We start from the raw sequence: 20,913 nt of genomic DNA, 5'->3' as shown, positions 1-20,913 counted from the left end.
AACGACTCCTTCTTTTCATTCAGCTTTCAAACCCTGCCCACACCTTGAGCCAATGAAAGAAAGTTGATATTTCTTTTAATTGTATGTGACCCGCCCCCCGGTTGCGGGCATCAGTACAAGTAACCAGCCGAACGGTAAGCCCAGCCGACGGCACATCACTTGATTGGGCATACAGAGAGAAAAACCCATGAACGCCCCGCTCCGCATCAATGAAGCTCTTTTGATTGCCGACCGCGCATTCCAACCGTTCCAATGCGTGGCCTGGGCCCCACAAGACGGCAATGGCGAACTCAGCCTGACCGTCATCGATCGCACCAATACCCGCAGCATCGGCCGTAAGCAAATCCCAAGCAGTGCCTATACCGATCCTGCGCAACTTGAATGCCTGCTTGAAGCGGCACGTGCGGAATTGAGTGAGGAGGGTTACAAACTCCAATCATGGTCGATGCCGCACTAAGCGTTTTGCGGGTTACTAAACGGTAACCCGCCCCCTCCCCCGATTAATATTCGAACTTACACGCGGCCAACTACTTGGCAGGCTTGTCAGTGGGTCGAAAAGACACTGTTCTGGCACACAGCGACCCTCCGCCTGTTAGTTATGACAGTTGTGCATCCAGGCGTTCAGGGATTGAATGTTTCCTTATAAAGTCGCCGCCCAAACTCCCGGTTCAGGACGACTCGCAAGGAGCTGCGTGCATGTCAATCCAGACCGCGTTTGCGTTACCGGAAACACTGAGCGACGCCGGAAAACTTGATCCTACCTTTGCCTCGGCCGGCAAAACCCAGGTGTATTTCGCTGGCAGCCTCTCAAGCATGGCCAACGGGGTCGCGATTGATTCACGTGGCAGGTTGTTAGTCGCAGCGAAGGTAGGAACGCCAGGCGGTAGCCGCTTCGGCGTGGCACGTTTGCTCGAGGACGGCTCGGCAGATCTGGCATTCGGCAATCAAGGCAGCGTCATCGGGCAATTCGAACACGGCTTCGAGGCCATGGCGGGTAAAGTCCACGTACTGCCCGATGGGCACATTCTGGTAGCCGGCCTGCACTACGAAAATGCTCACCGGACACTGCCCGCCCTCGCCCTGTTTGATCAGCAGGGTCGGCCGGCTCACGGTTTTGGCGACAATGGCCGCTGCGTCGTGCGCCTGCCGGGCGGTCTTTCCCAAGGCGTGCGTGATACCTGGCTCCCCCCCGGCGTACCGGGTGCAGAGGCTTGTGATTTCTGCGTGCAGGAAGATGGTCGAATCCTGCTGCAGGCCAATCATCACTTCGAACTGTCCGATCATGTCGGCATCCTGATACGGCTCAACACCGACGGTTCGCTGGACGACACCTTTAATGGTCGTGGCTTCGTGATGGTCAGGCACTTGTTGATGAACACTTGGCTCAGCAGCCTGATGGTGCAACGAGACGGGCGGATCCTGGTGGGCGGGTCGATCAACTTTCCTGAAGAAGGTCTGCTGGCCCGCTATCACACCGACGGCAGGCTCGACGATTGTTTTGCCGTGGATGGTTTCATGACCTTCAAGGCCCGTGGGTATAGCGCTCAGGTCAGCCAGATCGTCCAACAGGAAAATGGCGATGTGCAGTGCTTTGGCAGCAGCCGCGACCCGATGCATTGCCTGGCACTGAAAGTACACAGCAACGGCCGCCCGGACATTCATTGCAATGGAGGCCAGGCCCAACTGCTGGAAATCGGTCACAGTGGCTGCCAGTGGACCGACGCAACGGCACTGCCGGACGGCGGCGTGGTGACGGTCGGGGCCACGATCGGCGGCGTCGAGGCGGATTTCATTCTGGCGCGGCATCTGCCCGACGGGCAACTCGATCGCAGCTTCGGCAATGGCGCCGGCTGGGTTCGCACCCGCCTGAGCCGCAGCCTGGATACCGCGACTTCAGTGGTCATGCAGGCCGATGGAAACATCGTCGTCGGAGGCTATTCACTGGACGGCAACTATCGAGCGATCGTCGCACGCTATCTCGGGTAAGCCCGCACAGTATTCCTACACTTGATCTTCCCTTCCGCTTACGGCAAGTTGCGCGCTTCTTAATACAAGGAGTAGCCGATGCCCGGTTCAATGGCTCAGGCGTTCGCGCACAATTTTCTCGGGCATTCACCCCGCTGGTACAAGGCAAGCATTATCGGCTTCCTGATTCTCAACGCCTTGGCGCTGTGGACCGTAGGCCCAGTGGTAGCCGGTTGGCTGCTGGTGCTGGAGTTCATCTTCACCCTGGCGATGGCGCTCAAGTGTTATCCGTTAATGCCCGGCGGCCTGCTGTTGATCGAAGCCCTGTTGCTGAAGATGACCACGCCCCAGGCACTCTACGACGAGCTGGTGCACAACTTCCCGGTGATCCTGCTGCTGATGTTCATGGTGGCCGGCATCTACTTCATGAAAGACCTGCTGCTGTTTCTGTTCTCACGACTGCTGCTCGGGGTTCGTTCCAAGGCGCTGCTGGCGTTGATGTTCTGCTTTCTGTCGGCGTTTCTGTCGGCGTTTCTTGATGCCTTGACCGTGACCGCCGTGATCATCAGCGCCGCCGTCGGGTTTTACTCGGTGTATCACCGCGTCGCCTCCGGCAATGATCCGCGTCAGGACAGCGCGTTTGGCGATGACCAGCACCTGCCCGCCCTCCATCACGCCGACCTCGAACAATTCCGCGCCTTTCTGCGCAGCCTGCTGATGCACGGTGCCGTGGGTACCGCACTGGGCGGCGTGTGCACATTGGTCGGCGAGCCGCAGAACCTGCTGATCGGCCACGAGATGGGCTGGCACTTCTCTGAGTTCTTTGTGAAAGTCGCCCCGGTTTCATTGCCGGTCCTGGTGGCAGGCCTGGTGACCTGCGTCCTGCTGGAGAAACTTCGCTGGTTCGGTTACGGCACGCTGTTGCCGGACAACGTGCGTGCGGTGCTGGCCAATTACGCTGCAGAAGACAATGCCGAACGCACCTCGCGCCAACGTGCAGCGCTCATCGTGCAGGGATTGGCAGCGCTGATTCTGATTGCGGGGTTGGCGTTTCATATTGCTGAGGTCGGCCTGATCGGTTTGATGGTGATCGTGCTGATCACCGCATTCACTGGCATCACCGACGAGCACCGTATCGGCAACGCGTTCAAGGACGCCATGCCGTTCACTGCGCTGCTGGTGGTGTTTTTCGCGGTGGTGGCGGTGATTCACGATCAGCAGCTGTTCACGCCTTTGATCCAGTGGGTGCTGGCGCTGCCAGCGGATCAACAACCGGGCATGCTGTTTATTGCCAACGGCTTGCTGTCGGCCATCAGCGATAACGTGTTCGTCGCGACCATTTACATCACTGAAGTCAAACAGGCCTTCATCTCTGGCCACATGAGCCGTGAGCATTTCGAGACGCTGGCGATTGCGATCAACACCGGCACCAACCTGCCTAGCGTGGCGACGCCCAATGGTCAGGCTGCGTTTCTGTTCCTGCTGACTTCGGCGATTGCACCGCTGATTCGCCTGTCGTACGGGCGGATGGTGTGGATGGCGTTGCCGTACACCGTGGTGATGGGTGTTCTGGGGTGGTATGCAGTGAGCTTCTGGCTGTAACACCAATCAACCTGTAGCAGCTGTCGAGTACAACGAGGCTGCGATCTTTTGATGTTGCTTTTACAAGCGAAGATCAAAAGATCGCAGCCTCGTTGCACTCGACAGCTGCTACAGAGGTTTCAGCGTTTCAGCGTTTCAGGATATAGCGTTCGATTGCCTGGGCCGCACCGTCTTCGGTGTTGGTTCCAGTGACAACATCGGCCTGGCGCTTCACCGCTTCTTCCGACTGCCCCATGGCAATCGACAAGCCTGCGCGATGGAACATCGGCGGGTCGTTGCCGCCGTCGCCCAGCGCCGCGGTCTGCTCCAGCGGTACACCGAGGAACTCTGCCAGTGTCGCCAGTGCTGCACCCTTGTTGGCTTGCATCGCGGTCACGTCCAGATAAATCGGCTGTGAACGGGAGACCTGTGCCTGGCCTTCCACTTCGGGCAGCAGGAGCGCTTCCAGCTCAATCAACAACTGCGCGTTGTTGCTGGTGGCGACGATCTTGTCGATGCGTTCCAGGTATGGCTCAAAACTCTCGACCACCACTGGCGGATAACCCAGGCCGTGCTGTTCACGCGGCACCATTGGGCCGTCCGGATCTTTCAGCAACCAGTCGCCACCACTGAACACCCAGATTTCGATGTCCGGCCGGTCGGCAAACAACGTCAATGCCGTCAGCGCCGCCGTTGCCGGCAAGTAATGCGCGACCAGCAAACTGCCGTCCGGGTTGACGATAGTGCCGCCATTGAAGGCTGCCGTCGGCAGGTCGACACCCAGGGCTTCAATCTGCTGCAACATGGCTTTGGGTGGACGACCGGTGGCCAGGCTGAACAGCACGCCGGCTTCGCGCAAGGAGCGGACTGCTTCGATAGTGCGTTGGCTAAGGCTGTGATCGGGCAGCAACAAAGTGCCGTCCATGTCACTGAGCAGAAAACGGATGGGCTGTTGCGTCGGCTCACTCATCCGAGGCCGTGCCAAACGCGACCGTCGCGAGTCAGCAGATCTTGCGCAGCCTGCGGGCCGTCTTCGCCAGCGGCATAGCTCTGCACGCTCGTGTCCTGCTGCCAGGCATCAAGGAAAGGCTGCACGGCGCGCCAGCCGTTCTCGATGTTGTCGGCACGCTGAAACAGCGTCTGATCGCCGGTCAGGCAATCGTAGATCAGGGTTTCGTAGCCGGTAGACGGCTGCATTTCAAAGAAATCCTTGTAGGCAAAGCCCAGTTCGATATTGGCCATTTTCAAGGCCGGGCCGGGCCGTTTGGCCAGCAGATCGAACCACATGCCTTCGTTAGGCTGAATCTGGATTCGCAGATAGGTCGGTTGCAGCTCATCGACCTCGGTATCACGGAACTGCGCATACGGAGCCGGTTTGAAGCAGATGACAATCTCGGTATCGCGCACGCTCATGCGCTTGCCGGTGCGCAGGTAAAACGGCACGCCGACCCAGCGCCAGTTGTCGATCATGACTTTCAGCGCAACGTAGGTTTCGGTATTGCTGTCAGGCGCCACGTTGTTTTCCTGGCGATACCCCGGCAACTCTTTGCCGTCGACTTCACCAGCGGTGTATTGGCCGCGCACCGAGTTGGCCAGCGCCTCCTCGACCGACCAGGGGCGAATCGCACCGACCACCTTGGCTTTCTCGCCGCGTACCGCATCGGCGCCAAAGGCGGCCGGCGGCTCCATGGCGACCATCGCCAGCAATTGGAACAGGTGATTGGGCACCATGTCCCGCAAGGCGCCGGTGTTTTCGTAAAAACTGCCACGGGTTTCCACGCCAACGGTTTCGGCGGCGGTGATTTGCACGTGGTCGATGTAGTGATTGTTCCAGAACGCTTCAAACAGGCTGTTGGAGAACCGGCTGATCAAAATGTTCTGCACGGTTTCCTTGCCCAGATAGTGATCGATCCGGTAGATCTGGTTTTCCGTCATCACCTTGAGCAAGCAAGCGTTCAAGGCTTCGGCCGTTGGCAGATCGGAACCGAAGGGTTTTTCGATCACTACCCTTCTGAACGCTTCTGGCGATTCCTGCAGCAAGCCGGCGGCGCCGAGACGACGCACCACTTCGCTGAAGAATCGTGGCGCGGTAGCCAGGTAGAACACCGCGTTGCCAGTGCCGCTGTCGGCAATTTTCGCCGCCAGCGCTTGATAAGTGCTGTCGTCCAGGAAGTCGCCCTGGACGTAGCTGATGCCTTTGGCCAACTTGGCCCACAAGTCCGGGTCAAGGGCTTGATCGCCCTTGCCGACCTTGGCGGCCACTTCGGCCCGAATGAAGTCTTCGAGTTTTTGCGCAAAGGCTTCATCGGTTATGGCGTTGTGGTCAACGCCGATGATCCGCAGTCCATCCCCAAGCAGACCGTCACGACTCAGGTTGTACAGCGCCGGCATCAGCAGACGCTTGACCAGATCACCATGGGCACCGAACAGAAACAGCGTGGTCGGTGGTGCGGGCTCTGCCTTGGATTTATTGCGGATCAGACGGGTCATTTTTTCGAAGTCTCCACGTGGCCACCGAAGCCGAAGCGCTGGGCCGAGAGAATCTTGTCGCCAAAGGTGCCTTGCCCGCGCGAACGGTAGCGGGAGAACAGCGAGTTCGACAGCACCGGCACAGGCACCGATTGCTCCATGGCGGCTTCGATGGTCCAGCGACCTTCACCGCTGTCAGCCACCGAACCCGAGTAACCGTCGAGTTTCGGATCGCTGGCCAGCGCGTCGGCGGTCAGGTCGAGCAACCAGGACGACACGACGCTGCCACGACGCCAGACTTCGGCGATATCGCCAACGTTCAGGTCGAAACGCTGGTCTTGCGGCAGGTTGGTGCTGGCCTTGGTCTTGAGGATGTCGAAGCCTTCGGCGAAGGCCTGCATCATTCCGTATTCAATGCCGTTGTGGATCATTTTCACGAAATGGCCCGAACCGGCCGGGCCTGCGTGGATGTAACCGCGCTCGGCACGATCGTCTTCTGACTTGCGGTCCTTGGTCCGCGGAATGTCGCCCAGGCCCGGTGCAAGGCTGTCGAACAGCGGATCAAGGCGTTTAACCACCTCGGCTTCGCCGCCGATCATCATGCAGTAACCACGCTCCAGGCCCCAGACGCCGCCGGAGGTGCCGACGTCGACGTAGTGCAGACCTTTTTCCGAGAGGGTTTTCGCCCGGCGGATATCGTCCTTATAGAAGGTGTTGCCGCCGTCGATGATGGTATCGCCAGCTTCGAGCAAGGTGCTCAGGGTGTCGATGGTGTCTTCGGTCGGTGCGCCAGCCGGCAGCATGACCCACACCGCACGTGGCTTGGCCAGGCCAGCGACCAGCGCCGGCAGGTCGATGACGCCAGAGGCGCCCTCTGCGGCCAGGGTGTCGACAAAGGCGGTATTGCGGTCGTAAACAACGGTGGTATGCCCGTTGAGCATCAGGCGCCGCGCAATATTGCCGCCCATGCGGCCCAGTCCAATAATCCCGAGTTGCATGTGCTGATGCTCCCTACTACAAATAATGTGTGTCAAAAGGTTATAGCCCAACGCGACTATTGAGGGTTAGTCCAGAGCGCTGCCACATAGTTTCCGGGCATTGTGCCCGATCCAGATTGATAACGTCGGGAATCGTGCCGAAGACACAACGACCATGAAAAATAAAAAAGTTCCCTTCAGGGGCAAAAGAAATCAAAATCGCAGCCGATAGTAAATAAGCACCGATGTCGGGGCGGATTTACAGTTGAGGCAGCCATTTGCGAGGTGAGCAATGGGCACAGTACACGCAGCACGACCAGCACAAACCCTTTACGTCACGATCCGTCGCGATGAATTGCGCCAGTTGAAAGACGAGCGCGACCAGTTGAAGCAGGAGCTCGCGCAATTGCGCTTGTTGACACAAAGCAATCAGGCCCAGCCTTTGCCCGTCACTCACCGTGTGCCTCACGCCTGATCCCCTCGCTTGATTCGGAAGCAGCCCACTGCTGTTTCCGACCTGCCATCCCCTTTTTGACAGCCCCGTCAACTCACGAAGTTTTCACATCTGCCTGTTGATACTCCCGCGCCCTATGGCCGCTCGGTATCCGCGACTGGCATTAGCTCCGGCCCCCTTTTCCTACGCCATTGCGCGACTGTGCTGTCCGATACTTCGCAAAGATAACAATTATTCTCGTTTACAGCTAAATCCCGTCCCTCCCCTTCGTCTTTGAACAAACGGAATTTTTTCCTCGAAGACAAGGAGTCGGCTGCGATGTTCGCGCCTATCACCCGTTCCATGACCTTTACCCTGGGCCTGTGCAGTGCCGCCCTGTGCCCCGACTTGCTGGCTGAAACCGGACCTGAGAAAGAGCCCGGCCGCACCCTCGAACTGGGCGCCACCCATGTCACCGCCCAAGGTTTAGGCAGCACCACCGAAAACACCGAGTCGTACACCACCGGTGCCATGAGCACTGCGACGCGCTTGAACCTGTCGATCAAGGAAACGCCGCAATCGGTGTCCGTGGTCACGCGACAGCAAATGGACGATTTCAAACTCGGCACGCTGTCCGAAGCCATGAGCCAGACCACCGGCATCGTCGTTCAGCACAACGATTCGGACCGGGTCAGCTATTCGTCCCGGGGTTACTCGATCACCAATTTCCAGATTGATGGCATGCTGAACACCTTCAGCTACATGAAGTCCGATTCCGACACCATCATCTACGACCGCATCGAAGTGGTTCGCGGTGCCACCGGCCTGACCACCGGTGCGGGCGACCCTTCCGCCACCATCAACATGGTGCGTAAACGGCCGACGGCGCAGTGGCAAGTCCAGACCGGTGTCAGCGGCGGCAGTTATGACGACTACTACAGTTATCTGGATGTCGGCGGCCCGCTGGCGTTCGACGGCCGTTTGCGCGGACGCAGTGTGCTGGCCTATCGCGACAGCGATTCGTTCCGCGACAAGTACCAGCAACAAAGGGAGGTCGGTTACGGCATTCTCGAAGCCGACCTGACCGATGACACCGTGTTGGCCGTGGGTTACGACTATCAGAACAAACACGTCCAGGGCACGTCCTGGGGCACGGTGCCGTACTGGAACGCCGACGGTGGCAAGGCCAACCTCGGACGCTCCACCAACATGGCCACGTCGTGGAGTTCCTGGCCACTCAAGGACAAAACCGCGTTCGCCACGCTGGAACACCAACTGGGTGCCGGCTGGCACGCCAAGGCCGCCTACACCCATCGAGAGAGCGACACCGACGGCAAGATCTACTACGGCGGCGGGGGTTTTCCTGAAGCAGATCGCAGTGGCATGAGCGCCAACGTCAGTCACATGCTCAGTACGCAAAAAATGAAGGCTTATGACTTCAACGTGGCGGGCCCTTACTCGCTGTTCGGACGGGAACACGAAATGATGATCGGCTATGGCGAGGCCGAGCGCCGGGAAGACTCCCCCTACATGGTGGACGGCCCAAGGGCGGAGGATTACGAAAGCATCCGCGACTGGAAATACATGGGCAACATCGCCAAGTTTCCCGACACGGTCACCCGCCTTTCAGGTTCAAAAGACAGTACCCGCCAGAAGGCCGGTTACCTGGCCACTCGCCTGAGCCTGACAGATGACCTGCACGCCGTACTCGGCAGTCGTTATGGCAGCTGGAAAATGTCGAGCAAGACCAACAAGTACGACGCCAACCTGCAATTGAGCAGCGTCGATGCCACCCGCCAGGAACACAACGACATGTGGACGCCCTACGCCGGGCTGCTCTACGACCTCACCCCCGAATACACGGCGTACGTCAGTTACACCGACATCTTCAACCCGCAAGACAATCGCGACAGCCATCGCAAATACCTCGAGCCAGTGGTGGGCAGCAACTATGAACTGGGGCTCAAGGGCAGCCTGCTTGAAGAACGTCTGAACCTCGCCACCGCGCTGTTCTGGAGCAAACAGGACAACGTTGCCGAACTCGACGATTCGGTGCCGCCGGACCCGGTCACCGGCGAGGAGTTCTTCAAGTCAGGCGGTAAAGGCAACAAGGTTCAGGGCTTCGAAGCCGAGCTCTCGGGCGAGCTCATGGCGGGCTGGAACATGACGGCCGGCTACACCTACACCCACTCGGCCAATGGCGAAAAGAAACGCGCCAATACCAACCAGCCGCTGAACATGTTCCGGCTCTCCACGGCCTATCGTCTGCCCGGCGACTGGCAGGCACTGACCGTGGGTGGCGCGGTGAACTGGCAGAGCGATGTGTTCCGCGCCGCCAGTCATCCGGTGGGACGTAATGCCAACGGTGCGGTGATCACCGAAAGGACGAAGATGCGGCAAGAGGCCTACACCGTGGTCAAACTGATGTCGCGGTATGAGTTCGACCAGCACCTGTCTGCCTCGCTGAACGTCGATAACCTGTTCGACAAGAAGTATTACGACAACGTCGGGTTCTATAACGGTGTGTTCTGGGGTGACCCGCGCACGGTGACCCTCAGCCTGGACTGGAAGCTCTAGGTGCTGGTAATTCCCATTTGACGGAATCGGCGGATAATGTCCCTTCGACACTGCTTCATGGAAGAAAGGACCCGACAACTCGTAGTGGGGCACACCATGAAACGTACAACCATGATCCTCGCTGGCCTGATGATGTTCAGTTCAACCGCTGCATTCGCCGAAGGTGGTGCTGAACGCATGCGGTATTACTTTGAGAGCCTGCGGCTCAGCCAAGCAGCCAATCAAAGTAACGCCAGCAACACGACTGAAATCAGGGTTCCGGATGATCAAACCGCGCAAGTGACCGAGCACTACAAACCGTAACGACAAAGGGCGTCCTGATGGACGCCCTTTTTCTTTGCTCGTAATACCTTAAAGCGCTTTGGTCCAGAACAGCATCCGACCGTGCGCCGGGTCGAACATGCCTGCGGCAAAACCGAACTTGCCATAGGAAGCCTGGGCGACCGCATTACCTTCCAGCACCTCCAGTGTGATTTTGCAGCAACCGCGCTGGCGAGCGATGTCCTCGACCTTTTGCAGCATCTTCTGGCTCAACCCCAAGCCGCGAAACTTCTTCACCACCATCACATCGTGCACATTAACCAGCGGTCGACAGGCGAAGGTCGAGAAACCTTCAAAGCAATTGACCAGCCCGGCCGGCTCGCCACCGACAAAGGCCAGAACGCTGAACGCGTGGGGACGTTTGGCCAGTTCCGCCGGCAGTTGCTTCAACAAGTCGGCGGGCAACGAGTGGCCGCCACCCATCGGGTCTTCGGCGTAAGCATTCAGCACCAGTCCAATAGCCTCGGCATGCACCGCATTGGTGTAACTGGCCTGAAGCACAAGAATTTCTGCGGATTCCATTTCCACCCTCGTTCACACATTAAGTTGCCCCAGTGCATCTCGCACTGAAGGGCCGACCGACAATATCGCGGGCACAGTTGTGTCGACAACCCGATCCTGCGGTAATTTTTCGCTCAAGCGCCCCAGATCAGCGCCTCGGTCCACCCCAGCTCGGCAAAATCCTCAGCCCTCAGGCCTGACTCACCGGCACAGAAAAACTCGTCCAGTTGCGGTGGTTTGACCGGGGTGCCGCTGAGCATGGCGTGAACCTGCCCGCGATGATGGATCTGGTGCTCGAACAGATGGGACAGCAGGCGCAAGCGGCTGTCATGTTGCGGCGTGTCCCGGGCGATGGTCACGATCTTGCCGAGGTCTGCATCGCGCATTTGCTCGCAATAGGCGATCAGTCGACGGTCCACCAGCGCTTGTTCACGCTTAAGGTCCCCGGCGTGCGTAAACGGCTCGTCCTGGTTGAAAAACACATAGCATTCGGGATGCGGATCATCACCGCGCAACTCGCGCTCCAGCGCATCCACGTAAAACCAGTCGCAGGTCAGGATGTGATTGAGGGTGGCGCGCAGACTGGGAAAGAAGCTGACCCGCGGTGCCGCCAGATCGGCCGGAGTCAACTGGCTCCAGGCCTTGGCGAGACGATGATTGGCCCAGGCGTTTTGATAGGCCATGGTCAGCAAATGGTGCGACAAAGGCTGATTCATGTTCGCGGCTCCTTGTTCAAGCTTCGGCGAAGCGTTGCAGCTGCATTTCCTGTAAACGGCTGAGGGTGCGGCGGAACGGAAACTCCAGATAACCTTCGGTGTACAACGACTCCATGGGCACCTGCGCTTCGAGGCACAGCGGCACCTTGCGGTCGTAGCACTCGTCCACCAGGGCGATGAAACGCCGTACACCGTCGTCATGCACCGACAATTGCGGCAACTCGCGATCGCCCGCCACCACCCGTTCGACGCCGTCTTCAGTGCCTCGGGCGATGCGCCCTTCGCGCTTTTGCGCGCTGAGGTTGGGCACGTCACTCAACAGAATAGCGCTGAAGGTGTCGCACAGGGCGATGAAATCCATGGCGGCAAACGGCTGTTCACAGAGATCGGCGTAACGAGTCCAGAGCACGGTTTGACTGGCCTGAACGACATTGAGAGAGCGGTAGCCCACCTTGATCGGGTCACTGGACACCGACTGGCCGACGGTCAATGCCTTGAACACTTCACCCAGCGCGCTGGGCTGCCCGGGCGCCGCCACCCAGTAACGTTGCAAAGCTTTGCCTGGGTGCAGGCGATGATCTTCGCCGCCATCCACCGCGATCACCTGCATATGTTTCTTGATGGCTTCGATGGCGGGCACGAACCGATCGCGATTGAAGCCATCGGCGTACAGCTGGTCCGGTGGCTGATTGGAGGTGCAGACCACCACCACGCCCTGCTCGAACATCACCTGAAACAAACGCCCGAGAATGATCGCGTCGCCAATGTCGTTGACGAACAGTTCGTCAAAGCACAGGACCCGCACTTCCTCGCTCAGTTCGCGAGCCAGCGCCTTCAACGGGTCGGCGGTGCCGGTCAGCTGGAACGAACGCTGATGGACCCAGCCCATAAAATGGTGAAAGTGTTGGCGACGGGCCGGAACCTTCAGACTTTGGTAAAACTGATCCATCAACCAGGTCTTGCCGCGCCCGACCGGGCCCCAGAGGTACACGCCAGTGATCGGGGTGCGCCCTTCATGCAGCGCCTCGTAGCATTTCTGCAGCGCCCACACGGCATGTTCCTGGGCTTCGTCCTGGACGAAGCCCTTCTGTTCGATGGCGTGTTGCCAGGCGCTTAAGGGGGAGTCGACATTCATGCGCGGCAGTATGCCATGCCCCTTGGTTAGAGAGAGATGTCTAGCCGGGCAATCTTGCCCTGTTCATTCAGGCGAAACATGTAGCGCAATTCCAGCGGGCTGCCCGGAAACGTTCCGGAGATCAGGTTATGCACCAGCACTTTGCCGGTGCGCAGTTGCACGTCGAGCACTTCGACCCGTGGCTGATAACGCTGGGCGGTGTCTTGCATCCATTGCGCGATGGCGTGAGTGCCGACCTGGTGCTGGCCTTCATCGAACACATTGGCATCCTCAGCGAAAAAACTGGCGACCCGCGAGGTGTCGCGAGCATTGGCGGCAGCAATGTAGGCGGCGATGGCGGGTGCCAGTGAAGAGGCGGGATTGGACATGGTTACGGCTCCTTGTTTGTTGATTCTGGAGCCATGCTAAAACAAGCCTGTGTCAGTTCTTGTCAGGAGTGAAGCGCCCTGCTTCGTCCAGTTGCATCTGCTTGCGCCAGGTGCGCAGCAGGTCGCTGCGCCGCCCCGGATAACGCTCGCCCTGCTCGTTCGCCGCCGAGATCCGGTCGGTGCGAAAGGTGCGATAGGCGCTGCGCAATTCACACCAGGCGACGATGATTCGCACCTCGTTCAGAAACCCCAGGGCCAGCGGCCAGATCAGCCGTTGGCTCGGCACCTGATGGGCGTCCGCGTAATCAATGTGCAGCTTGATCTGATCGCGGATGGCCTGGCGAAACACATTCAGTGGCACCGCGTTGGGCGCAAAGCCATAACCGGGCGGCCCCGGCAACACTGTCGGGTTGCGTAACGCGTCCAGCGCTTCAGGCGCCAATACCGCAGCAATCTTGGCCAGCGCATCCGCCGCCGCCTTGCTCAACACCTCATCGCCGCGCTGATCGACATAGCGCAACCCCAGCACGATGGCTTCGGTTTCATCGGCGTTGAGCATCAACGGCGGCAGAAACAAACCGCTGCGCAGCACATAGCCGATCCCCGCTTCGCCGTAGATTGGCGCGCCGAGCGCGGTGAGTTCGGCGATGTCGCGGTACAGCGTGCGCTCGGAAATCTCCAATTCACCGGCAAGCGTCGCCGCGGTCACCGGTCGACTTTTGCCACGCAGCACTTGCAACAAGGTCAGTAAACGAGTGGTCCGCGACACGATTGGCAGGCTCTGTCCGTAAAAGTTGTCGGAGCTTAGCAGAGGACCCTGTCAGAAAGTGGCAGTAGCAATGAGGCCGGTGGTCGGCCTTTCTCTTGCGAACGGAAAAGCCCCTTGACGCCAAATATTACTCGCATCATATTAAATACATGTCGACAGACATTTATATTCGACCCCCAACGCTTTTTCCTTCAGGAGTCATCCCATGCATTACAAAGTCTTCGGCCGCAAAACCGGCTTGCGGGTCTCGGAACTGGCGCTGGGCGCCGGTAATTTCGGCACCGGTTGGGGTCATGGCGCCGAGCGTGACGAAGCCAAACGCATTTTTGATGGCTACCTGGAGGCCGGCGGCAATTTCATCGACACCGCGAACGGCTATCAGGCGGGCCAGTCGGAAGCCATGCTCGGCGAGTTCATCGCAGCGGAACGGGATCGTCTGGTTATCGCCACCAAATACACCCTGGGGACCACGCCGGCTGCGGGCATTTCCCACACCGGCAACAACCGCAAGAACATGGTTCGCGCCGTGGAAGAAAGCCTGAAACGACTCAACACCGACCACATCGACCTGTTCTGGGCGCACATGAGCGATGGCGTAACGCCGATGGAAGAAATCCTGCGCGGTTTCGACGATCTGGTGCGCGCCGGCAAAATTCACTACGCAGGGCTGTCGAACTTCCCGGCGTGGCGCATCGCGCGAGCCGATGTGCTGGCCGAAGTACGTGGTTTCTCACCGATTGCTGCGATTCAGGTGGAATACAGCCTTGCCGAACGCACCGCCGAACGTGAACAGCTGCCGATGGCCGAAGCCTTGGGCCTAGCCGCGACGTTATGGTCACCGTTGGGTGGCGGCTTCCTCACCGGCAAGTACCGCACCAACGATGGCGACAACCGCGCCGCCAAACTCGGCGTGCTGATCCACGCCGAGAAAAGCGCCCGTGAAACCGCCCTGCTCGACACGTTGCTGGCCGTCGCCGCAGAACTGGGCGCCAGCCCGACGCACGTGGCCATTGCCTGGCTGCGGGAAAAAGCCAAGCGTTCGACCACGGCGCTGATTCCGATTCTCGGCTCGCGCACCCGTGAACAACTCGATGCGACCTTGGGTGCTTTGGATGTGCAATTGAGTGGGGATCAACTGTCGCGGCTTGATGGGGTCAGTGGTGTGGAGATGGGCGTGCCCCATGAATCCATTGCCGGGTCGATGGCGCGATTTACCGGGGCTGAAACCCTGGATCTGCCTATCATCCCAGTGGCCTGAAAAAGCTTCGCGGGCAAGCCTCGCTCCTACAGGATATCGGCGAACACAAATGTGTGAACGCCACAAAACTTGTAGGAGCGAGGCTTGCCCGCGAAGGCGTTTTACCGGTCGACCTTATGCTTCGCTGCATAGAGGCACAGCATTTCCATCGCCAACATCGCCGCCGCCAGTGAGGTAATGTCCGCACTGTCGTAGGCCGGCGCCACTTCCACGACGTCCATCCCCACCAGATTGATCCCGCGCAAGCCACCGAGGATTTCCAGCGCCTGCACCGTGCTCAAGCCGCCGCACACCGGCGTTCCGGTGCCTGGAGCGAAAGCCGGATCGAGGCAATCAATGTCGAACGTCAGGTACACCGGGTTATCACCGACCCGCGCCCGAATGGCTTCGACAATCGCATCAACACCACTTCGATGCACTTGCCGCGCATCCAGCACTTGAAAGCCCTGGTGATCGTCATTGGTGGTGCGCAACCCGATCTGCACCGAACGCGACGGATCCACCAAACCTTCCTTGGCCGCGTGCCAGAACATCGTGCCGTGATCGACGCGCTTGCCGTCTTCGTCCGGCCAGGTGTCGCTGTGGGCGTCGAAGTGGATCAACGACAGCGGACCATGTTTACGCGCATGAGCCTTGAGCAGCGGATACGTGATGAAGTGATCCCCGCCGAACGTCAGCATCGCGCTACCGGCATTGAGAATGTGCTCGGCATGGGCTTCGATGCTTTCCGGCACCGACTGCGGTGTGCCGTAATCGAAGTCGCAATCGCCGTAGTCGATGACCGCCAGATGGTCGAACGGGTCGAAGGTCCATGGCCAATGGCGTTCCCAGGCAATCCCGGTGGACGCGGCACGTATGCCGCGTGGTCCGAAACGCGCGCCGGGGCGGTTGCTGGTGGCGGTGTCGAACGGGACACCGCTGACCGCTACATCAACGCCGCGCAAGTCGCGACTGTAGCGACGACGCATGAAACTGGTGATGCCGGCGTAGGTACTTTCGGCGGCAGTGCCGTAGAGGCTGTCGCGGGTCATGGCCTGATCGTTTTGCATCGGGACGTCCATCTCGGGTTCCTTATTATTGGCGGCTACGGAAAGTGGTCCACACACGGGTGCGCTGACGCATGTCCTTGAGGCTCATGCTGCGGTCGGCGTACAGCCGGTCACGCACGTCGGCGGGTGGGTAAATGTCCGGATCGGTGCGCACGGCCTCATCCACCAGCGGCGTGGCGGCCTGGTTGGCGGTGGCAAAGAACAAGGTGTTGGTCAGCGCCGCGACGGACTCCGGACGCAACATGAATTCAATGAACTGGCGGGCGGCTTCGGGATGTGGCGCGTCCTTGGGGATCGCCAGGTTGTCCTGCCACACGAGGGTGCCTTCCTTAGGAATCCGGTAGGCGATTTCATAGGGTTTGTTGGCCTTGCGCGCCTGATCGGCGGCCATGCTCGCGTCACCGTTATAGGCCAGGGCCAGACAGACGCTGCCGTTGGCCAGATCGTTGATCTGCCGTCCGCTGGCGACGTACAACACGTTAGGCTGCAACTGATGCAGCAACGCTTGCGCCGCGTCCAGGTCGTTCTTGTCCGTGCTGTAGGGATCTTTACCCAGATAGTGCAACGCCAGACCGATCACCTCCTGTGGCGAGTCGATGATCGCGATGCCGCAGTCCTTCAGTTTGCTGGCGTACTCCGGTTTAAACAGCAGGTCCAGGCTGTTGAGCGGCACGTTCGGCAAGCGCTTGCGCACCGCTTCGACGTTCATCCCAAGCCCCAGCGTGCCCCAGGTATAAGGCACACCGTAGAGATTGCCCGGGTCGACCGCGGCGAGTTTTTCCAACAGATCCGGATCAAGGTTGGCGTAGCCCTTCAGGCCTTCGTGAGGAATGGCCTTCAGCGCACCGGCCGCCAACCCGCGTGCCAGAACACTGGACGACGGCACCACCACGTCATAACCGCTGCCACCGGTGAGCAGTTTGGTTTCGAGCACTTCCGGTGCGTCGAACGTGTCGTAACGCACGTGAATGCCGGTTTCCTGCTCGAACCGCTGCAAGGTTTCCGGCGCAACGTAATCGGCCCAACTATAGAGATTGATGACTCTTTCCTCGGCCTGAGCCGATACGGCCATGGCGAGAAACAGCGCGGATAAACACAACTTGAAGGTGGGAGCCATGACGAACACCTGACCAGAGGAAGTGGATGCAGAATGCGTCGTCGGATACATTGGTGAAATATCAAGTTTGTTATCCTGACTTTATCCCGGAGTAATGTTTGATGCTCGGCCAACTCCATGATCTCGACCTGCAACTGCTGCGCCTGTTCGTCAACGTGGTGGAGTGCGGCGGTTTCAGCGCGGCTCAGGGTGAGTTGGGCTTGAGCCAGTCGAGCATCAGCCAGCAAATGGCCAAACTGGAAACCCGGCTCGGCTATCGCCTGTGCAGTCGTGGCAAGGGTGGTTTCAAGATCACGCCCAAGGGCGAACAACTGCTCAGCGCGACTCGCAGCCTGTTCGAGTCCATCGAAGCCTTCCGCCACCAATCCAATGGTGTGGCCGGGCGTTTGATCGGCGAGGTTCGTCTGGGGCTGTCCGAAGCACTCGATCAATCCGTGCTGCAACGGGTCGCCGATGCGATCCGGCGCTTCCGTGAACGGGACGAATCGGTTCGCATCGAGTTGATCAGCGCCATGCCTGGCGAAATGGAACGGTTGCTGCTGCAACAACGACTGGACCTGGCGATCGGCTATTTCTCACAAGTGCAAAGCGCTTTTGACTATCGCGAACTGTTTACTGAAACCCAGCACTTGTATTGCGCCCCTGGCCATCCGCTGTTCACCGACGATGCGCCTGATGATCTGGCGCTACAGGCTTGTGACCGGGTCGATCACCCTTACCGTTTCCTGCGCAGCGACGAGCCCTTCCAGGGGAAGATGTGTTCGGCGCGCTCGGAGCAAGTCGAAGGCACCCTCGCCTTCATTCTCTCGGGCAAGCATGTCGGTTATTTACCCGAACACTTTGCCCGCAGCTGGGAAGACAAGGGACTGCTGCGCGCCGTGCGCCGTGGCGATATGAGTTTTGATGTGGCCTTCCATCTGGCCCGCCATCGTGCGCAGGTGCCGGGGGATGCGCAGAAGGCGTTTGAAGAGGATTTGTTAGCAGCGTTCGCGGCGCCCGTTTGATCTCCACTGCACCCTGTGGCGAGGGAGCTTGCTCCCGCTCGGCTGCGCAGCAGCCGTAAATCCGTCACATACGGTATGACTGAAATACTGCGATAGCCGATTTTGGGGCCGCTTCGCAGCCCAGCGGAAGCAAGCTCCCTCGCCACAGGTTCTGCGTACACCGCCTCTGTATCGTTTGCCCTCGATGCCCGCTGCTGGCATCCTGCGCCTCCATTTTTTGACCCGGCCCGCCTTCTGGCATGCACACCACCATGACCGCCTCTGAAAAAGCCCCCGCCCCGCGTAATAACGACCTGATTTACGGCCTCGACGACCGCCCGCATCTGACCGCCACCGTCTTCGCCGCCCTGCAACATGTGCTCGCCAGTTTCGTCGGCATCATCACCCCGACCCTGATCATGGGGGGCGCCCTCGGTCTGCAAAGCGAAGTGCCTTACCTGATCAGCATGGCCCTGTTCGTTTCGGGGCTGGGCACGTTTGTTCAGGCACGACGTTTCGGCCCGATCGGTTCTGGCCTGCTGTGTCTGCAAGGCACCAGCTTCTCATTCATCAGCGTGATTCTCAGTGCCGGTTTCATGGTCAAGGCCCGGGGTGGCGGCACCGATGAGATCCTGTCGACCATCTTCGGTGTGTGCTTTTTCGCTGCCTTCATCGAAGTGGTGTTGAGCCAGTTCATCGGCAAATTGCGCATGCTGATCACCCCGGTAGTGACCGGCACGATCATCACGCTGATGGGCCTGTCGCTGATCAAAGTCGCCATGACCGACATCGCCGGCGGCTTCGGTGCGGCGGACCTCGGCGCGGCCAGTCATCTGGCCCTGGCCGCCCTGGTGCTCGGAACGATTGTGGTATTGAACCGGGTCGATGTGCCGTTCCTGCGTCTCGGTGCGATCGTCATCGGCCTGACCCTCGGTTATGTCGTGGCCTGGCTGATGGGTGACGTCAACTTCGCCAGCCTGCCCGACGTACCGCTGATGAGCGTACCGGTGCCGTTCAAGTACGGCTTTAACTTCGATTGGGTGGCGTTTGTGCCGGTGGCGGTGATTTTCCTCGTGTCGCCACTGGAAGCCGCCGGTGACTTGACCGCCAACTCAATGATTTCGCGGCAGCCGGTCAAAGGCCCGATCTACCTCCGCCGAATCAAGTCCGGCCTGCTCGCCGATGGCCTCAACTCGGCCATGGCCGCCGTGTTCAACAGCATGCCGATGGTGACCTTCGCCCAGAACAACGGCGTGATTCAGCTCACCGGCGTGGCCAGCCGCTACGTGGCGTTCTTCATTGCCGGTTTGTTGGTGGTGCTGGGGTTGTTCCCGATGATCGGCGCGGTGCTGCAACTGATGCCCAAACCGGTACTCGGCGGTGCTGAACTGGTGATGTTCGGCACCGTCGCCGTCGCCGGGATCAAGATCCTCGCCGAAGCCGGCCTGCATCGGCGCAACATGCTGATCGTGTCGATTTCGCTCGGCATGGGCCTGGGTGTCGCGGCGGTTCCGGAAGTGCTGCGCGAGTTGCCGAAGGCGCTGCACAACATCTTCGAATCGCCGATCACCGTCGGCGCGCTGTGCGCAATCGTGCTGAATATCTTCCTGCCCGAAGAGTTCATTGAGCTGGAAGAGGACGATTTCGATCCGGAAGCCTCGATCCTGCGGGTCATGGAGAACCCGGATGTCCCGGTCACGCGGTGAAGCGCACACCAGGCTTGGCCCGCTCATCCACCGTTAACTCAAACACGTCCGGGCGCGCGTAGTGCCCGACCACGTCGTAGTCGTAACGGGCGCGGACCAAGTCATCGGTGTCGATTTCTGCGGTGAGCAAACCGGCGCTGTCACGCAACGGTCCCGCCAGAATATCGCCCATCGGCCCGACGATCACGCTGCCACCGGCAATCAATGGCCGGTCCGCCGGCCAGTTGGCGATCGCCACGCCCAAGGCTTGCGGTGAATCCTGGACCTGACAGGCGCTGACCACAAAGCAGCGTCCTTCATGGGCGATATGGCGCATGCTGACCTGCCACATTTCTCGCTCGTCCACCGTTGGCGCGCACCAGACCTCCACGCCTTTGGCGTACATCGCGGTGCGCAGCAGCGGCATCATGTTTTCCCAACACACCACCGCGCCGATCCGCCCGACCTGACTGTCGATCACCGGCAGCGTCGAGCCATCGCCTTTGCCCCAGATCAACCGCTCGGTGCCGGTGGGCATCAGTTTGCGGTGCTTGGCGACCAGCCCGGCCTGCGGATCGAAATACAACGCGGTGCAGTACAAGGTGCTGCCGGCGCGTTCAATGACGCCGATCACCAGGTTGGCGCCGGTGCGCGCAGACAGCCCGGCCAACGTTTCGGTTTCCACGCCGGGCACGTCGATCGCATTGGCGAAATACCGGGCAAAGGCTTCACGCCCTTCCGGCAGTCGATAACCCAGCTGAGTACCAAAGCCCTCGCCTTTGGGGTAGCCACCGAGCAACGCTTCCGGCATGACCACCAGCGCGGCGCCGGATTCGATAATCGCGTTTTCCCAAGAAAGGATCTGTTCCAGGGTCTCGGCTTTGCCGCCGGGTAAAGAGCCGATTTGCAGTGCAGCAACGATTGACTTGGGCATCGCAGTAACTCCGAAAGCAATGAGGTGTTGCTCATTCTCAGGCGCCACGGGATCATCAATAAAGCCCCGTTCACT

General features: G+C 59.7%; 20 protein-coding genes. 9 read left to right on the top strand and 11 right to left on the bottom strand.

What is annotated here, in order from left to right; all coding sequences use genetic code 11:
* The first annotated feature begins 187 nt into the window (after positions 1–187).
* The 3 genes from QF010_RS07905 (at position 188) to nhaB (ending at position 3,567) form a co-directional block, all read left to right on the top strand.
* Positions 188–457: a hypothetical protein gene (locus tag QF010_RS07905; RefSeq protein WP_008149930.1), complete on the top strand. Its 270-nt coding sequence runs from the start codon at positions 188–190 to the stop codon at positions 455–457.
* 239 nt (positions 458–696) lie between these two features.
* Positions 697–1,986: an NHL repeat-containing protein gene (locus QF010_RS07900; RefSeq protein ID WP_429532821.1), complete on the top strand. Its 1,290-nt coding sequence runs from the start codon at positions 697–699 to the stop codon at positions 1,984–1,986.
* Positions 1,987–2,064: 78 nt separating this feature from the next.
* Positions 2,065–3,567: a sodium/proton antiporter NhaB gene (gene nhaB, locus QF010_RS07895; RefSeq protein WP_429509805.1), complete on the top strand. Its 1,503-nt coding sequence runs from the start codon at positions 2,065–2,067 to the stop codon at positions 3,565–3,567.
* Positions 3,568–3,694: 127 nt separating this feature from the next.
* Here the strand turns inward: nhaB and QF010_RS07890 are convergent, their stop codons facing one another.
* From QF010_RS07890 to gnd, 3 genes are read right to left on the bottom strand one after another with little or no spacing between them, the layout of a single operon-like run.
* A complete protein-coding gene (locus tag QF010_RS07890) occupies positions 3,695–4,516 on the bottom strand; it encodes an HAD family hydrolase (protein WP_429532820.1) in 822 nt (273 codons plus the stop codon).
* Positions 4,513–6,036, bottom strand: coding sequence for a glucose-6-phosphate dehydrogenase (gene zwf / locus QF010_RS07885; protein WP_429532819.1), 1,524 nt, complete (start codon positions 6,034–6,036; stop codon positions 4,513–4,515). Before zwf ends, QF010_RS07890 begins: the two co-directional genes overlap by 4 nt.
* Positions 6,033–7,013, bottom strand: coding sequence for a phosphogluconate dehydrogenase (NAD(+)-dependent, decarboxylating) (gene gnd / locus QF010_RS07880; protein WP_033055072.1), 981 nt, complete (start codon positions 7,011–7,013; stop codon positions 6,033–6,035). The genes zwf and gnd overlap by 4 nt, the downstream gene beginning before the upstream one ends.
* Before the next feature lie 271 nt (positions 7,014–7,284).
* Here gnd and QF010_RS07875 point away from each other — a divergent pair, with 271 nt between their 5' ends.
* The 3 genes from QF010_RS07875 (at position 7,285) to QF010_RS07865 (ending at position 10,305) form a co-directional block, all read left to right on the top strand.
* A complete protein-coding gene (locus tag QF010_RS07875) occupies positions 7,285–7,467 on the top strand; it encodes a DUF6026 family protein (RefSeq protein ID WP_033055075.1) in 183 nt (60 codons plus the stop codon).
* A gap of 297 nt (positions 7,468–7,764) precedes the next feature.
* Complete coding sequence (locus QF010_RS07870; protein ID WP_429532818.1) at positions 7,765–10,002, top strand: TonB-dependent siderophore receptor; 2,238 nt, start codon at positions 7,765–7,767, stop codon at positions 10,000–10,002.
* Positions 10,003–10,098: 96 nt separating this feature from the next.
* Positions 10,099–10,305, top strand: a complete 207-nt coding sequence (locus tag QF010_RS07865) for a hypothetical protein (protein ID WP_429532817.1) — start codon at positions 10,099–10,101, stop codon at positions 10,303–10,305.
* Between the two features lie 48 nt (positions 10,306–10,353).
* Here the strand turns inward: QF010_RS07865 and QF010_RS07860 are convergent, their stop codons facing one another.
* The 5 genes from QF010_RS07860 to QF010_RS07840 all read right to left on the bottom strand — a co-directional run bounded on the left by QF010_RS07860 (position 10,354) and on the right by QF010_RS07840 (position 13,812).
* Positions 10,354–10,845 carry a GNAT family N-acetyltransferase gene (locus QF010_RS07860; protein WP_429532816.1) on the bottom strand — a complete coding sequence of 164 codons (492 nt, stop codon included), beginning with the start codon at positions 10,843–10,845 and terminating at the stop codon, positions 10,354–10,356.
* 113 nt (positions 10,846–10,958) lie between these two features.
* Complete coding sequence (locus tag QF010_RS07855) at positions 10,959–11,540, bottom strand: DinB family protein (protein ID WP_429532815.1); 582 nt, start codon at positions 11,538–11,540, stop codon at positions 10,959–10,961.
* A gap of 16 nt (positions 11,541–11,556) precedes the next feature.
* The gene (gene zapE, locus QF010_RS07850; RefSeq protein ID WP_429532814.1) at positions 11,557–12,675 is read right to left on the bottom strand and encodes a cell division protein ZapE; all 1,119 of its coding nucleotides are present in this window, start codon (positions 12,673–12,675) and stop codon (positions 11,557–11,559) included.
* A gap of 26 nt (positions 12,676–12,701) precedes the next feature.
* Entirely contained in the window at positions 12,702–13,043 is a 342-nt protein-coding gene (locus QF010_RS07845) for a nuclear transport factor 2 family protein (RefSeq protein WP_008069241.1), read from the bottom strand.
* Between the two features lie 52 nt (positions 13,044–13,095).
* Complete coding sequence (locus QF010_RS07840; protein ID WP_033055086.1) at positions 13,096–13,812, bottom strand: helix-turn-helix transcriptional regulator; 717 nt, start codon at positions 13,810–13,812, stop codon at positions 13,096–13,098.
* 205 nt (positions 13,813–14,017) lie between these two features.
* Here QF010_RS07840 and QF010_RS07835 point away from each other — a divergent pair, with 205 nt between their 5' ends.
* Positions 14,018–15,070 carry an aldo/keto reductase gene (locus QF010_RS07835; RefSeq protein WP_429532813.1) on the top strand — a complete coding sequence of 351 codons (1,053 nt, stop codon included), beginning with the start codon at positions 14,018–14,020 and terminating at the stop codon, positions 15,068–15,070.
* Between the two features lie 101 nt (positions 15,071–15,171).
* On the opposite strand, the gene speB is transcribed toward QF010_RS07835, so the two are convergent.
* Together speB and QF010_RS07825 are read right to left on the bottom strand one after the other, a co-directional pair.
* Complete coding sequence (gene speB, locus QF010_RS07830) at positions 15,172–16,131, bottom strand: agmatinase (RefSeq protein ID WP_429532812.1); 960 nt, start codon at positions 16,129–16,131, stop codon at positions 15,172–15,174.
* Between the two features lie 13 nt (positions 16,132–16,144).
* Positions 16,145–17,236: a polyamine ABC transporter substrate-binding protein gene (locus QF010_RS07825; protein ID WP_429532811.1), complete on the bottom strand. Its 1,092-nt coding sequence runs from the start codon at positions 17,234–17,236 to the stop codon at positions 16,145–16,147.
* 101 nt (positions 17,237–17,337) lie between these two features.
* Between QF010_RS07825 and QF010_RS07820 the strand changes: the two genes are divergently transcribed.
* Positions 17,338–18,240 (top strand): LysR family transcriptional regulator, encoded by a 903-nt coding sequence (locus tag QF010_RS07820; RefSeq protein ID WP_033055090.1) that lies wholly within the window; start codon positions 17,338–17,340, stop codon positions 18,238–18,240.
* Positions 18,241–18,491: 251 nt separating this feature from the next.
* Positions 18,492–19,925 (top strand): nucleobase:cation symporter-2 family protein, encoded by a 1,434-nt coding sequence (locus tag QF010_RS07815; RefSeq protein WP_429532810.1) that lies wholly within the window; start codon positions 18,492–18,494, stop codon positions 19,923–19,925.
* On the opposite strand, the gene QF010_RS07810 is transcribed toward QF010_RS07815, so the two are convergent.
* Positions 19,915–20,838, bottom strand: coding sequence for a carbon-nitrogen hydrolase family protein (locus QF010_RS07810; protein ID WP_429532809.1), 924 nt, complete (start codon positions 20,836–20,838; stop codon positions 19,915–19,917). The two genes, QF010_RS07815 and QF010_RS07810, sit on opposite strands and share 11 nt — an antisense overlap.
* Positions 20,839–20,913 lie beyond the last annotated feature (75 nt).

It is taken from the genome of Pseudomonas silensiensis, assembly GCF_050434865.1.
GTDB classification, from domain to species: domain Bacteria; phylum Pseudomonadota; class Gammaproteobacteria; order Pseudomonadales; family Pseudomonadaceae; genus Aquipseudomonas; species Aquipseudomonas fluorescens_W.
This window is presented reverse-complemented; position numbering and strand designations above follow the sequence as displayed.

Bases quoted from the DNA above. Each gene is read 5' to 3' on its own strand.
- QF010_RS07905 (WP_008149930.1), top strand. From the start codon at position 188: ATGAACGCCCCGCTCCGCATCAATGAAGCTCTTTTGATTGCCGACCGC.
- QF010_RS07900 (WP_429532821.1), top strand. From the start codon at position 697: ATGTCAATCCAGACCGCGTTTGCGTTACCGGAAACACTGAGCGACGCC.
- nhaB (WP_429509805.1), top strand. From the start codon at position 2,065: ATGCCCGGTTCAATGGCTCAGGCGTTCGCGCACAATTTTCTCGGGCAT.
- QF010_RS07890 (WP_429532820.1), bottom strand. From the start codon at position 4,516: ATGAGTGAGCCGACGCAACAGCCCATCCGTTTTCTGCTCAGTGACATG.
- zwf (WP_429532819.1), bottom strand. From the start codon at position 6,036: ATGACCCGTCTGATCCGCAATAAATCCAAGGCAGAGCCCGCACCACCG.
- gnd (WP_033055072.1), bottom strand. From the start codon at position 7,013: ATGCAACTCGGGATTATTGGACTGGGCCGCATGGGCGGCAATATTGCG.
- QF010_RS07875 (WP_033055075.1), top strand. From the start codon at position 7,285: ATGGGCACAGTACACGCAGCACGACCAGCACAAACCCTTTACGTCACG.
- QF010_RS07870 (WP_429532818.1), top strand. From the start codon at position 7,765: ATGTTCGCGCCTATCACCCGTTCCATGACCTTTACCCTGGGCCTGTGC.
- QF010_RS07865 (WP_429532817.1), top strand. From the start codon at position 10,099: ATGAAACGTACAACCATGATCCTCGCTGGCCTGATGATGTTCAGTTCA.
- QF010_RS07860 (WP_429532816.1), bottom strand. From the start codon at position 10,845: ATGGAATCCGCAGAAATTCTTGTGCTTCAGGCCAGTTACACCAATGCG.
- QF010_RS07855 (WP_429532815.1), bottom strand. From the start codon at position 11,540: ATGAATCAGCCTTTGTCGCACCATTTGCTGACCATGGCCTATCAAAAC.
- zapE (WP_429532814.1), bottom strand. From the start codon at position 12,675: ATGAATGTCGACTCCCCCTTAAGCGCCTGGCAACACGCCATCGAACAG.
- QF010_RS07845 (WP_008069241.1), bottom strand. From the start codon at position 13,043: ATGTCCAATCCCGCCTCTTCACTGGCACCCGCCATCGCCGCCTACATT.
- QF010_RS07835 (WP_429532813.1), top strand. From the start codon at position 14,018: ATGCATTACAAAGTCTTCGGCCGCAAAACCGGCTTGCGGGTCTCGGAA.
- speB (WP_429532812.1), bottom strand. From the start codon at position 16,131: ATGGACGTCCCGATGCAAAACGATCAGGCCATGACCCGCGACAGCCTC.
- QF010_RS07825 (WP_429532811.1), bottom strand. From the start codon at position 17,236: ATGGCTCCCACCTTCAAGTTGTGTTTATCCGCGCTGTTTCTCGCCATG.
- QF010_RS07820 (WP_033055090.1), top strand. From the start codon at position 17,338: ATGCTCGGCCAACTCCATGATCTCGACCTGCAACTGCTGCGCCTGTTC.
- QF010_RS07815 (WP_429532810.1), top strand. From the start codon at position 18,492: ATGACCGCCTCTGAAAAAGCCCCCGCCCCGCGTAATAACGACCTGATT.
- QF010_RS07810 (WP_429532809.1), bottom strand. From the start codon at position 20,838: ATGCCCAAGTCAATCGTTGCTGCACTGCAAATCGGCTCTTTACCCGGC.